The following is a 12,866-nucleotide window of genomic DNA, read 5'->3' on the forward strand; positions in this document are numbered from 1 at the left end:
TCCTTGACAGGGTAAGCGGCCGCACGCGAATAGGCGGCCGTTGAAACATTACAAACGTTCGATGATGGTGACGTTGGCCTGGCCGCCGCCTTCGCACATGGTTTGCAGGCCATAGCGGCCGCCGCTGCATTCCAGTTCGTTGAGCAGCGTGGTCATCAACCGTGCACCGGTTGCGCCCAAGGGATGCCCCAAGGCAATAGCGCCGCCGTTGACGTTGGTCCGGGCCGGGTCGTAATCCAGCTCCTTAGCCCAGGCCATGACCACCGACGCAAAGGCTTCGTTGATCTCCACCCGGTCGATCTCGGCCATGCTCAGGCCACTTTTGGCCAACGCCCGGCGGGTTGCAGCAATCGGCGCAGTGAGGTGCCAGATCGGGTCATCGCCCAGCACCGTCAAGTGATGAATGCGCGCCCGAGGCGTCAACCCATAGCGCTTGAGCGCGGCCTCTGACACCACCAGCAGCGCCGCCGAGGCATCGCAGGTCTGGCTCGACACCGCGGCGGTAATCGATGGGTACTGCGGGTCCACTGGTTGCAACTCGGCCATTTTCGCCAGGCTGCTGTGACGCGGCGTTTCATCCTGCGTCAAGCCGTGGCAGGCGACGATTTCCCGGTCAAAACGGCCGCTGGCAATGGCCGCAAGGGCGCGTTCGTGGCTGTGCAGGGCAAACGCTTCCATCTGCTCACGACTGATCTGCCAGTGATCGGCAATTCGCTGCGCCGCGTAAAACTGATTGACCGGCTGCTGGCCAAACCGCGCTTGCCAGCCCACGCTGCCGGAAAACGGATCGGCAAACCCCAGCGGCTGGCCCGCGAGCATCGCCGAGGCAATCGGGATCCGGGTCATGGTTTGTACACCGCCCACCGCCACCACATCCTGGGTACCACTCATGACGGCCTGGGCGGCAAAATGCAGCGCCTGTTGTGATGAGCCGCATTGGCGATCCACCGTCGTACCGGGCACCGTCAAGGGCAAACCGGCGGCCAGCCAACTGGTGCGTGCAATATCACCCGCTTGGGCACCAATGGTATCGACGCAACCGAAAATCACGTCGTCGTAGTCCTCGGCGGGGATCGGGTTTCGCTCCACCAGGGCCTTGAGCACATGGGCGCCCAGATCAATGGCATGGATCTCGCTCAGCGCGCCTTTGCGCTTGCCGGTCGGGCTGCGCAACGCATCAACGATATAGGCTTGGGCCATGACTCATTCCTCAAAAGTGTGTCCCGGCCCCAGGCCGGTGGTGTTGGCGAACAGGTAGCCGCTGACCCGGGTTTTATGAAAGCCCCGGTCGCCCCAGTACGCATCCAGCGCCCAGGCGCGCTTCATGAACATCTGCAAATCAACTTCCCAGGTGTACCCCATCGCGCCATGCACCTGGATGCCCTTGCGCGCAGCAATCCAGCTGGCCTCATTGGCCGCCAGCCGCGCTTGAGACACCCAGATACCGGCATTGCTGTCGTTACGGGCCAGGGCGTGGGCGGCGCGGTAAAGCACCGGTTTGGCGTGTTCGATATGGCGGGCGACATCGGCCAGGTGATGCTTGACCGCCTGAAAACTGCCGATTGGCTTGCCGAACTGCTTGCGTTGCGCCACGTAGTCCACCGACAAATCCAGCATGCGCTGGGCCAGCCCCAACAGTTGCCCGGCCACCGACAGCGCGCCGCGATCCAGCATGCGCGCCTGCAAGGCAAGGCCCTGCCCGCCACTGGCGATGCAAGTGGCGGCCGACGGGGTCCAGATCACACCGCCCGGGCGCCGTGAGGCATCGATACTCGAATGGCTCTGCACCTGTACCTCTGAGCGCGGCACCAGGTGAATCTCGTCGCTGCAGCACAGAATCAGCGCGTCGGCCAATTGCGCATCGCTGACCAGCGCATTGATCGGGTGGCTGATCGCCATGCGCAAGCTGCCGTCGGCAATACGCGGCAACAGCTCGGCGCGGGCCGGATGCTGCGCAGGCAGATCGGTCAGCACGCCGCAGGCCACATAGGCGGTGTCGGCCAGTGAATCAGGAATGGCGTAATAGCCCAGCTCCTGGGTCATCAGCGCCCAGGTCACATCGTCCATGCCCAGACCGCCGTCGGCCTCGGGCACAGATAAAGCCGTCAACCCTTGCTCGGCTATCTTGTTGCGCAGATCGCGGGAGCGTCCGACGTCGGTTTCCCAAATTTCCCGGAGCATTTCCGGTGCGGCTTCGGTCATCAGGAAACGACTGATGGCCTCGCGGAACGCCAACTGATCATCGTTAAAAGTGAAGTCCATGGCGGTTCCTTATTTCGGCAAGCCGAGCATGCGTTCGGCAATGATGTTGCGCTGGATCTCGTTGGTTCCGGCATAGATCGGCCCGGACTGGGCAAACAGAAACCCCTCCAGCCAGCCGGCTGCATCACCGGCCTCAGAGCCTTTAGCCGTCAGTTCGCCGCGCATGCCGAGAATGTGCATGGCGGTTTCGTGCATCTTCAGGTCCAGCTCCGACCAGATGATCTTGTTGATGCTCGACTCTGCACCTATCTGCTCGCCCCGGCTCAAGCGCCCCACTGTGTAATAAGCCGACAGCGCATAGGCTTCAGCGCCCATCCAGGTCTCCATTACCGCATCACGCAGGCTTGGGTCGCGGTCGGCACTGGCGCGGTTGGCCTTGTACAGTTCAACCAGTTTTCGCGCGGTGGCCTGAAAGCGTGCCGGGGAGCGCAGCAGCAACCCCCGCTCAAAACCGGCGGTGGCCATTGCCACTTGCCAACCCTGGCCTTCAGCGCCGATGCGGTTACCCACGGGCACGCGCACATTGTCAAAAAACACCTCGGCAAACGCATCCTTGCCGTTGAGTGCCTTGATCGGGCGAATAGTCACTCCCGGTGCATCCAGCGGCACCATGACAAACGACAGGCCGTGATGCCGGGCCGAACCAGCTTCGCTGCGGAACAGGCCAAATAGCCAGTCGGCGTAGATCGCACGGGTCGACCAGGTTTTCTGGCCGTTGATCAGGTAATGATCGCCGTCGAGCACCGCCTTGCTGGTAATTGCCGCCATGTCAGAGCCTGCATTGGGCTCCGACCAGCCTTGCGCCCACATGTCCAGGCTGGCGGCCATGCGTGGCAGGAAGCGCTGCTTCTGTTCGGGGGTACCGAACTCCATCAAGGTTGGCCCCAACAACAACTGGCCGTTCTGGTTGACGCGCATCGGCGCGTCGGCGCCGTAATACTCTTCCTCGAAAATCAGCCACTCGATCAAATCGCAGCCGCGACCGCCCAGTTCGGCCGGCCACATCACCATTGACCAGCGGCTTTCGAACAATTTGGCTTCCCAGCCACGGTGCTGCTCAAAGCCTTCACGGGTGTCATAGCTGGCCAAGGGCTCGGTTGGCAGGTTGGCTGCCAGCCAGGCGCGCACTTCGGCGCGAAAAGCGTTCTGTTTGGGGGTGTAAGTCAGGTCCATGGCGTTACCTCAGAACTTGGCGTCGCGTTTTTCGACGAAGGCCCGACGCGTTTGCGCAGAATCCGGGCTGCTGTAGGCCTGCAGGGTGAAACCCTGCTCCCAGCGGTACTTGTCTTCCAGGTTTCCGTCTTCGATACCGTTCAAGGCTTCCTTGGCGATGCGGATCATGTCGGGGCTCTTCTCGGCAATTCTGGCGGCGATGCCCAAGGCGGTTTCGCGCAGTTGATCCTTACTGACGATGCGCTCGATAAACCCGTATTGCAGGGCCTCGGGGGCGCCGATACTGTCGCCGGTAAAAAACAGGTAACGGACTTTCTGCACCGGGAACAGCCGCTGTAAATGTGCGCCGCCGCCCATGGCGCCACGGTCCACTTCCGGCAAGGCAAAGGTTGCGCACTCTGCGGCAATCACAATGTCTGCAGCACCCGTGATACCAATGCCCCCACCGAGAACAAAACCATGCACCGCGACAATCACCGGCACCGGGTTACGGTGTACGGCCTTGAAGGTCGCGTAGTTGCCGGCATTGACCTCGACGATCCGCTCCGGGTACTTGTCCAGTTCCTTGATATCGACACCGGCACAGAAACCGCGGCCTTGCGCGCGAATCACGATGACCCGCACCTCGGGGTTGGCGCCCAGCGCCTCGATTTGCCGCGCCAGTGCCAGCCATTCCTGGCTGTCCAGCGCATTGACCGGTGGTTTGGCGATCACCAGTTCAGCGATCCCCTGATTGAGTTGGGTAGTAAATGCCTGATTCACAGGGGTTCTCCAATAACGGCTGACGGGATCGTGTAAAGCTGTTGGCTGCGGGCCAGGAGCGCGTCCAGGCATTGCTCGGCCTCGTTGGCAATGCCTTCGATGACCTCACGGCACGACAGCAGCTCGGCGATGGCGGCGGCGACCTGACCGCTGGGTAAAATCCCTTCGTCCGGGGCGCCATCGACCATTGAGCGTTGCAGCAATACCGGTTGATTGGCGGCCATCACCACTTGCGACAACTGCGCCGGGTCTTCACGCAGGGCCCGAACAAACACCGACAGCATGTGCCCCAGGCTCATGCCGGTCTGTTGCTTCCAATGCCAGGCGCTGCTCAGGGCAATGCGCAAGCGGCCAAAGGAACCGGCCCGCTCCAGGTGATTGATAAAGCGGTTTTCGATCATGCGGTGGCGCATACCATCCACCGCCGTGGTCACCCGTACCTGCTGGGGATCATTGACCTTCAGGTAGCGCGCCAGCGTTGCGGCCGGGGTTGGCGATTCGCGGGTCATGAGGAACCGCGTACCCATGGCAATACCGGCCCCGCCTGCGGCCAGTACCGACGCCAGGCCACGCCCGGTGGCATAGCCACCGGCGGCAATGACCGGCACGTTGACCGCCTCCAATACTTGCGGCAACAGAATCGAGCTGGGCACGCCGCCTGTGTGGCCGCCGCCTTCACCGCCCTGCACCGTAATCAGGTCCGCGCCGAGCTCCACAGCTTTGAGCGCGTGCTTTAAAGCCCCCACGGTCGGGATGCACAGCACATGGGCGGCTTTGAAACGGGCGATGGTCTGTTTGTCCGGGCCACGCCCGTAACTGACGGCGCGCAAACGGTATTGAATGGCCAGATCGACACACTGCGCGGCGTTGTCCTGAAACATGTGAAAGTTGAGACCAAAATTGCTACCCCCGGTGGCGTCGATCACCTTGCGGATTTCGCCCTCAAGGGCGTCGGCGGTGATGGTCGCCCCCGCCAGAAAGCCAAAGCCTCCCGCCTGTGTCGTCGCAATCACCAGATTGGCGTCAGCGACCCAGCCCATCGCGGTTTGCACGATCGGGTAACGGCAGTCGAGTGCCTCGGTCAGCGGCGTATGCAGCCAGCGGTTCATTGGCTTTTGTCCTCGGCTTGCTTGTTGGCGCGGGCCATGCCCTTGGCATCGAAGCCCCCCAGCTTGTCACCGGACAGCAGTTCGTTATGCGCGTGGGCAAAGTGGTGCCAGGCAAACACCGCATCCATGGCCGTGCGCTTGCCTTGCAAATCTTCGACGTGGTTGATCGCCTGCTTGGTCAGCGCCAGCCCCATGCGTGGCTGCCTGGCGATGCCAGCGGCCAGGGCGTAGGTCGCCTGCTCCAGCTCTTCACGCGGGACCACGCGGTTGACCATGCCCACCTGCGATGCTCGGGCGGCGCTCATGCGGTCGCCGGTAAACAGAAATTCCTTGGCGATACGCGGGTTCATTTCATAGGGATGAGCAAAATACTCGACCCCCGGAATGCCCATGCGCACCACAGGGTCCTGGAAAAACGCGTCGTCGCTGGCCACGATCAGGTCACACACCCAGGCCAGCATCAGCCCACCGGCGATGCAGGCGCCATGCACCATGGCGATGGTCGGCTTGGGCAACTCTCGCCAGCGCCGGCACATGCCCAGGTACACCTCCTGTTCGCGGGCATACAATTGCTCGCCGCCAGGTTTATTGGTGTGGTCCCACCACAAATGCGCGCGCTCGAAGGGTTTATTGATGTCTCGCCCCGGGGTGCCGATATCGTGCCCCGCAGAGAAGTGTTTGCCGTTGCCGCGCAACACGATGACTTTGACGCTGTCATCGTTCACCGCCTCACGTAACGCCGCATCCAGCGCGTAAGTCATCTGTGAGTTTTGCGCGTTATTAAAACTCGGCCGATTCAGCGTCAGCGTGGCAATACCCTCGGCCACGCTGTACAGCACCGGGGTGTCCGTCTCGTAGACGGCGTTGTCCTCACGGACGATAAATTCACTGTCGCTGCTGTGCATGCTCGCTTCCTTGCCTCAGGCCGTACGAATGCCCGGCGGGTTGCCCTTGATCGCCGCGGCGCGGTAATCGTGGGGATCGAGACGGCGGATCAGCGCCAACTGTTCCGGCGTCGGGTGGACGGTTTCATGCAGCTGCGCTGACTTGAGCAGCGGGAAGCCGGTGTTGTCCTGGACCTGTTCGAAACTCACGCCGGGGTGCAACGAGCGCACCTGCACGGCCCGCTCCGGGCCATCAAAATCAAGCACGCAGAGGTCGCTGACCACACAACAGATATCCATCAGGTCGCGACGCGCGGCTTGCGGCCAGCGATCTGCCTTGAAACCGACACCGGACACCATGTCCACTTCGCCGCTGACAAACACCCGCGTGTTGTGGCTGGCGACAAAAAACGAATTGAGGTGGTTGATGCTGTTGCCGGGTAGGCCGCGCACCCCGAGGATCGCGGTCTTGGGCTTCTGATAATCGCCAATGCAAGACAGGTTGGTCTGCCCCCAACGATCGATCTGGGTCGGCCCGATCATTGCGTGGCGACGCCCGCCCCAGACACATTCAAAAACCCGTTCAAATGACAGGTAACCGGAGTAACGGGGCACGTAGTCGCCACGCGGCCCCAGAGGGATTGGCTCCTCTACCAGGAACGCTTCGCTGTCGGTCATCAACAGTTCGGGGCTGTGAGTGAGTTTGGCCAGGCTTGCGCCCAGGCGCGGAATAACGCCCAGGCCGGAGGCAATCACTTCGCCATTGTCGCGCCAGGCCTCAGAAGCGGCCACAATCATCAGCTCGGCCAGGGTGAAATCGCAGGTTGCAGTCATAGTGGCTACTCCTCAGAACACGGGAAGGGGCAAAGCGCCCATGGAATCAGCACCGCCGTTCTGTGCCTGATAGGCCAACTCACCTGCAGCGACGTAGGTCTTTACGTAATCTTGCCAGCCGTTTTCCGCCTGGCTACTGGCGACATAAGCCTTGAGGTGCTTGATGTCCCAGCCATAATCGGGGCCGCAACTGGTGGGGTGCGCACCCAGCGGGGCATGCACCACACCGGTGACCAGATAACGCTCGAACGTGTTGAAACGCGCCAGATCTGCGCTCAGTTCCAGACGTTCCTCTAAGTGCTCGCACGAGATAAAACACTGGTTTGCGGCGCGAGCGAACAGGTGATCAAAGTACGGGTCCGGACCGATTACCAGGCTGTTGCCCAGCCGGTCGGCAACGTTGACATGCAAGAACGCCACGTCGAGGTTGAGCGCGGGCATCGCCAGCAGCACCTCGCCATCCTCATAGGGGGACTGAACCGTCTTGATGTCCGGGTTCAGACGCGCCACGTCAGTGGCCAAACCACAGCGGGTGGGCAGAAACGGCAGGCGCATGCCGGCCGCACGCAGACCCCACTGGAACATGCCTTCGTCGAGTTCCATCAACTCCAGCTCACCCGCTTCACGGGCCTTGCGGTAGTAGGGTTCAAGCGGGATCGCGTCCAGGGTGACAAAACCGAACACCAGCTTCTTGACCTTGCCCGCCGCGCAGAGCATGCCGACTTCCGGCCCGCCGTAAGCCACCACCGTCAGGTCCTTGACCGGCGAACGAAGAATTTCACGGACAATCGCCATAGGCTTGCGGCGCGGGCCCCAGCCACCGAAACCGATGGTCATGCCATCGCGTAATTGAGCGACCGCATCGGCCGCTGTCAGTTGCTTATTGATCATGACAACTCCTTACTGTTGGCCGACCGAAAAGTCGTGCCCCCAAATGCTCACGCGGGTGAATTCGAAGGCCGAGTGCTCGGCCCAATCGACTTGCAGCCCGCCAAAACCGTATTCCAGGTCGAAACCGGACGGTGTCTTCATGTAAAAACTGGTCATGCGGTCGTTGAGGTGCTGGCCAAGGGTCGCGGACAGATTCACCGCATGGGCCTGGATACGGTCATGGGCGCGCCCGACTTCGGTCATCGAATCGACCTCGACCATGACGTGCACGCAGCCTGACGGCACCGGGTACTCGGCCAGTGCCAGGCTGTGATGGCGGGCATTCTGGCAATGCAAAAAGTGAATACGGATTGCCGGGGCCGCGGGGTCGGGACGGAAGTTGAAAATGTCCGACAGTTCAAACCCCAGCACATCCTTGGCGAAGGCCAGCGTTGCATCAAAATTCGGAGCGGGCAGCACGGTATGGCCCAGGCCCATGTCACCGGTGATAAAACGCGGCACACCTTGGGGCGACACAAACGGCAGGCAGTCAGAGCGGTGCCCCCAACTCAGTTCATGGCAATTGCCCGACGGATCGATGACCTTGATCAGCGCTTGCACCCCGCGCTGATTGACCTCGTCAGCGTTGCCCGCCTGCCACTCGATCCCCGCCGCATTCAGATGCTCGATCGCGGCGAGAAAGGCCGGTTCGCTGGGCAGCTCCCAGCCGGACGCCAGGTAGCGTGGTTCGCTGCCTTCGACAATCAGCATGCGAAAGGGCCGCTCATCCATCTTCACGTACAAACCGCCGCCCGGCGCCGGCAGCACTTGCATGCCCAGCACGTCCTCGGCGTAACGCTGCCAATGGCTGAGATTTTCGATCTGCGAGACGAAATAGCTCAAACCGCGAATGTCGATCATGCCTGGGTCCTCGTTGAGTGAAGGGCTTGCGTGACGAGCATTGTGCTAAGCCCCTCCCGCCCCTTCATCGTCCGTTGAGACTAAGCCCCCGCACGGCCCGAAGAGCGTTACCCCCCGTCCCCAACACCTGCAGGCCTCTAGTCCGTTTTAGTGATTCGTCGCGTGCGGGGGGCACGGCAGACTTCGTGCACCCCTCCGCTATTTACCGAGACCTGTGCCCATGGAGTTTGCTTTTACCGAAGAGCACCTGATGATTCGTGACAGCGCCGGGCGATTTCTCGCCCAGGCCAGCGATTCCCATGCCGTGCGTGCCGCGATGATGCGCCCGGATGGCCACGACCCCGATGTCTGGCAGCGCATCGGCCAGGAGTTGTTCTGGCCTGCGCTGATGGTCCCTGAGCGTTTTGGTGGCATGGGCCTGGGGTTTGTCGAACTGGCCATCCTGATGGAACAAAGCGGCCGCTTTTTGCTTGGCTCGCCGTTGTTCGCTACGGCCTGCCTGGCCACCCCAGCTTTATTACTGGGGCACAACGAGGCGCTGCAGACGCAATGGCTGGAGGCGATTGCCAGCGGCAACACCCGCGCCACTCTGGCTTTTGCCAGTGTTGCCGGGCTGGAAGCTGACAGCGTGCAGGCCGTGGCCGAGCCCCAGGGAGACGGCTGGACAGTTAGCGGCCACTACGCTCAAGTGATCGATGGCGCTTGCGCCGATGTATTGATCATCGCTGCCCGCGCTCCCGGTTCTCATGGGGCACAGGGCATCCGCCTGTTTGCCTTGCCGGGAACTGCACCGGGAGTCATCGCCACTCCTCTGCCGACACTGGACCAAACCCGCCGTCTGGCCCGTATCGACTTGCATCAGGTGCAGGTCAGCGCAGCACAGCAGCTGTGTGGTCCCGATCAAGGGTGGGCGGTGCTGCGCGACACCCTGCTGATTGCTGCCATCGGGCTGGCCGCCGAGCAAACCGGGGGCGCGCAACAGGCGCTGGACCTGACCCTTGCGTACATCGCCGAGCGCCGTCAGTTCAAGCGCACCATCGCCAGTTTTCAGGCGATCAAACACCGCTGCGCCGACATGATGCTGCACGTTGAATGCGCACGCTCGGCGGCCTACTACGCCGCGTGCGTGGCTCAGGAGCGGCTGGCCCCAGACGGGGATGCAAACGTCGCCAAGGAGCTCGAACTGGCCGCCGGGACGGCAAAAATTCATGCCAGCGAGGTGTTCTTTCTCTGCGCCGCCGAGTCCATCCAATTGCATGGCGGCGTCGGCTTTACCTGGGAATACGACCCTCACTTGTACTTCAAACGTGCCCGTGCCAGCGAACAAATGCTCGGCAACCCGGCGCTGCATCGCGAACGTATCGCCGGGCATCTATTAGGAGATTCAGCATGAAAATCGGTTTCAGCCGCGCCGATGAGGCATTCCGGGAAACAGTCGCGCAGTGGATGGCTGAGCACCTGAGCGGTGAATTCTCAACCTTGCGGTTTCGGGGCGGACCGGGAGACGAGCACAGCTTTCCCGAAGAACGCAAAGCCTGGGAGCGTGAACTGGCCAGCGGTGGCTGGATTGGTGTGGGGTGGTCCACCGAACACGGCGGGCGCGGGCTGTCCATCAGCCAGCAGGTGATCTTCCACGAAGAATATGCCCGCGCCGGTGGCCCCGGTCGCATGGGCCATATCGGCGAAGGCCTGGTGGGCCCGACACTCGCCGCATTTGGCACACCAGCCCAACAGCAACGGTTATTACCCGGCATCCTCGATGGCAGCCAGTTCTGGTGCCAGGGCTACTCGGAACCGGGAGCCGGTTCGGACCTGGCCAATGTGCAAACCCGGGCAAAGCTGGATGCCAGCGGCGAGCATTGGCTTATCAGCGGGCAAAAGGTCTGGACGTCGTTGGCCCATGAAGCCGACTGGTGCTTTGTCCTGGCCCGCACCGAGCCCGGCAGCGAGGGGCATCACGGTTTGTCATTTCTGCTGGTACCGATGGCCCAGGCTGGCATTCGCGTGCAACCGATCCAGCAACTGACCGGCACCAGCGAGTTCAACGAAGTCTTTTTCGATCAGGCCGTTACCCAGGCTGACAATCTGATCGGCCGACCAGGTGACGGCTGGAAAATCGCCATGGCGTTGCTGGGGTTCGAACGCGGCGTGTCGACGTTGGGCCAGCAAATGCAGTTCCATAACGAACTCGACGAGATCATCCGCATCGCCCGCAGCAACGGCGCTTCGCGCGACCCGATATTGCGCCAGCGCATCGCTCAGGCCTGGGCCGGGCTCAAGGTATTGCGCTACAACTCCCTGCGCATGCTTTCTGGCCCACAAGGTGGCAGCCTGGGGCGTGAAGCGATGATTTACAAACTGGCCTGGTCAACCTGGCACAGCGATCTGGGCAAGCTGGCCATGGACGTACTGGGTGAGGACGCAGAAATACTCGACGGTGCGCCTTACCAGCTCAGCCGTCTGCAATCGTTGTTCTTATTCACCCGGGCCGACACCCTGTACGGCGGCAGCAACGAAATCCAGCGCAACGTCATCGCCGAACGCGCCCTGTCCATGCCCCGCGAACCCCGGCACGGCTGATCAAGATGATTCACCCGGCATGCTGCCGGGTGAGTCATGTTTGTTCAGGACGAGTTAGCTAACGCACGCGAATTTTCGGCGCGTCGGCGCCACGGCGCAGGGTCTTGAGAAAGCCTTCCAGCGGCGCGGGTTCAGCGATCTGCGGCAACGCGTCTTTATCCGGGCGCTGTGCCCAGAACGCATCCCAGGACGGGAACAGATCATGGAATGTACCGGCGTAAGGCTCGCGGCCCGGCCAGCGCATTTTCAGGCCGCCAATCGGTGGCTTGTTAAGGTCGCTCGCGTACCAGTAGCACGGCAAGCGCCGCCGAAAGCACCAACGCCCATCAATCCGCTCGTAATCGTCCCAGTACAGCATCTGCATGATCACCCACTCAGGGCCGGTCTCATGCTCGTTCTTGGAATAGACCACACCGGTGGCGTGATCGGCATCGCTGAACTCGATGATGTGCTGTCCCAAGTGATGTGAGGTGCCGTGAAACTGATTGCGCATGGTCTCGTCCAGCCACGCCTTGAGGTGCGCGCGCCCGCTTTTATCGCGGCCTACGAGCACGTCCGGGGCAAAGCAGTTGGCCATGGCATCCATGTCGCGCATGTCCAGGGCCAGGGCGTACTTGCCGGCCAGTTGGCGGATCGCGTCCAGCGACTCCAGGCGGTCGATGCGCGCCAGTAATGTGTCTGTGGCCTGGTTCATCAGTCGAGCACCGTGTACAGGTCAGAACCGCGCCCGCCGTCTACCGCCAGGCTGGCGCCCGTCACATACGATGCTTCGTCGCTGGCCAGAAACAGAATCGCGTTGGCCAGCTCCAGCGGCAGGCCGACCCGTTTCATCGGGATGACTTTCTCTGTGTTGCTGCGCGTTTTCGCGTCCCCGAGCATACCGGCGGTGGCCGGAGTGTCGACCACGCCGGGAATAATCACGTTGCAACGGATATTGTGCGGGGCTCCCTCGCTGGCCGCCGCGCGGCTGAAGTTGATCACCGCCGCCTTGGCCGCCGAATAGCCAGCCATCCACGCCGTGCCAAACAGGCCGCAAATAGAGGCGATATTGACGATCGAACCGCCACCCTGGGCTTTCATCAGTTGCATGGCCGTGCGGGTGCCCCAAAAGGTGCCATCTACGGTGGTCGTGAAGTTGGCGTGCCAGTCGGCAGTGGTCATCCCCTCAATCCCGCCCCAGGTGTATGCCATGGCGTTGTTGACCAGGATATCCAGACGGCCATGACGCTGCGCGGTGGCTTGCAGCGCCTCGACATAGGCCTGTTCGTTACTGACATCGGCCACGGCGATATCGGCTTTCCCGCCAAGGGCGTGAATTTTTTCCTGCACGCCTTGCAGCGGCTCGATGCGGCGCCCGCACAGTACCACCGTGGCGCCCTCTTCGGCAAAGCGCAGCGCGGTCGCTTCGCCGATGCCGGAACCGGCGCCAGTGACGAAGGCAATCTTTCCTTGTAGACGAGTGTTCATGCAA

13 protein-coding genes are annotated in these 12,866 nt (G+C 62.0%); 2 read left to right on the forward strand and 11 right to left on the reverse strand.

The features are described 5' to 3' along the window. Positions 1-48 precede the first annotated feature (48 nt). From ACJJU9_RS12335 to ACJJU9_RS12375, 9 genes are read right to left on the reverse strand one after another with little or no spacing between them, the layout of a single operon-like run. Entirely contained in the window at positions 49-1,200 is a 1,152-nt protein-coding gene (locus ACJJU9_RS12335; RefSeq protein WP_407730898.1) for an acetyl-CoA C-acetyltransferase, read from the reverse strand. A 3-nt stretch (positions 1,201-1,203) separates the two neighbouring features. After that, positions 1,204-2,262, reverse strand: coding sequence for an acyl-CoA dehydrogenase family protein (locus ACJJU9_RS12340; RefSeq protein ID WP_407730899.1), 1,059 nt, complete (start codon positions 2,260-2,262; stop codon positions 1,204-1,206). A gap of 9 nt (positions 2,263-2,271) precedes the next feature. Continuing rightward, on the reverse strand, positions 2,272-3,435 hold the full coding sequence (locus ACJJU9_RS12345) for an acyl-CoA dehydrogenase family protein (RefSeq protein WP_407730900.1): 1,164 nt from the start codon (positions 3,433-3,435) through the stop codon (positions 2,272-2,274). Between the two features lie 9 nt (positions 3,436-3,444). Beyond that, the gene (locus tag ACJJU9_RS12350; protein WP_323370097.1) at positions 3,445-4,197 is read right to left on the reverse strand and encodes an enoyl-CoA hydratase family protein; all 753 of its coding nucleotides are present in this window, start codon (positions 4,195-4,197) and stop codon (positions 3,445-3,447) included. After that, on the reverse strand, positions 4,194-5,306 hold the full coding sequence (locus ACJJU9_RS12355) for an NAD(P)H-dependent flavin oxidoreductase (RefSeq protein WP_407730901.1): 1,113 nt from the start codon (positions 5,304-5,306) through the stop codon (positions 4,194-4,196). The genes ACJJU9_RS12350 and ACJJU9_RS12355 overlap by 4 nt, the downstream gene beginning before the upstream one ends. Continuing rightward, positions 5,303-6,211 carry an enoyl-CoA hydratase gene (locus ACJJU9_RS12360; RefSeq protein ID WP_401093522.1) on the reverse strand — a complete coding sequence of 303 codons (909 nt, stop codon included), beginning with the start codon at positions 6,209-6,211 and terminating at the stop codon, positions 5,303-5,305. Before ACJJU9_RS12360 ends, ACJJU9_RS12355 begins: the two co-directional genes overlap by 4 nt. Before the next feature lie 15 nt (positions 6,212-6,226). After that, entirely contained in the window at positions 6,227-7,024 is a 798-nt protein-coding gene (locus ACJJU9_RS12365) for a CoA-transferase subunit beta (protein WP_407730902.1), read from the reverse strand. Between the two features lie 12 nt (positions 7,025-7,036). Continuing rightward, positions 7,037-7,912, reverse strand: a complete 876-nt coding sequence (locus ACJJU9_RS12370) for a CoA transferase subunit A (RefSeq protein WP_262125965.1) — start codon at positions 7,910-7,912, stop codon at positions 7,037-7,039. Positions 7,913-7,924: 12 nt separating this feature from the next. Beyond that, positions 7,925-8,815: a VOC family protein gene (locus ACJJU9_RS12375; protein ID WP_407730903.1), complete on the reverse strand. Its 891-nt coding sequence runs from the start codon at positions 8,813-8,815 to the stop codon at positions 7,925-7,927. Between the two features lie 220 nt (positions 8,816-9,035). Between ACJJU9_RS12375 and ACJJU9_RS12380 the strand changes: the two genes are divergently transcribed. Beyond that, a complete protein-coding gene (locus tag ACJJU9_RS12380) occupies positions 9,036-10,208 on the forward strand; it encodes an acyl-CoA dehydrogenase family protein (RefSeq protein WP_407730904.1) in 1,173 nt (390 codons plus the stop codon). Further along, on the forward strand, positions 10,205-11,395 hold the full coding sequence (locus ACJJU9_RS12385; RefSeq protein ID WP_407730905.1) for an acyl-CoA dehydrogenase family protein: 1,191 nt from the start codon (positions 10,205-10,207) through the stop codon (positions 11,393-11,395). Before ACJJU9_RS12380 ends, ACJJU9_RS12385 begins: the two co-directional genes overlap by 4 nt. Positions 11,396-11,453: 58 nt before the next feature. Here ACJJU9_RS12385 and ACJJU9_RS12390 read toward each other — a convergent pair whose 3' ends face one another. Continuing rightward, positions 11,454-12,089 (reverse strand): nuclear transport factor 2 family protein, encoded by a 636-nt coding sequence (locus ACJJU9_RS12390; RefSeq protein ID WP_407730906.1) that lies wholly within the window; start codon positions 12,087-12,089, stop codon positions 11,454-11,456. Then, the gene (locus ACJJU9_RS12395; RefSeq protein ID WP_407730907.1) at positions 12,089-12,862 is read right to left on the reverse strand and encodes an SDR family NAD(P)-dependent oxidoreductase; all 774 of its coding nucleotides are present in this window, start codon (positions 12,860-12,862) and stop codon (positions 12,089-12,091) included. The genes ACJJU9_RS12390 and ACJJU9_RS12395 overlap by 1 nt, the downstream gene beginning before the upstream one ends. Between the last annotated feature and the right edge of the window lie 4 nt (positions 12,863-12,866).

The organism is Pseudomonas helleri, from assembly GCF_045830615.1.
GTDB classification, from domain to species: domain Bacteria; phylum Pseudomonadota; class Gammaproteobacteria; order Pseudomonadales; family Pseudomonadaceae; genus Aquipseudomonas; species Aquipseudomonas helleri.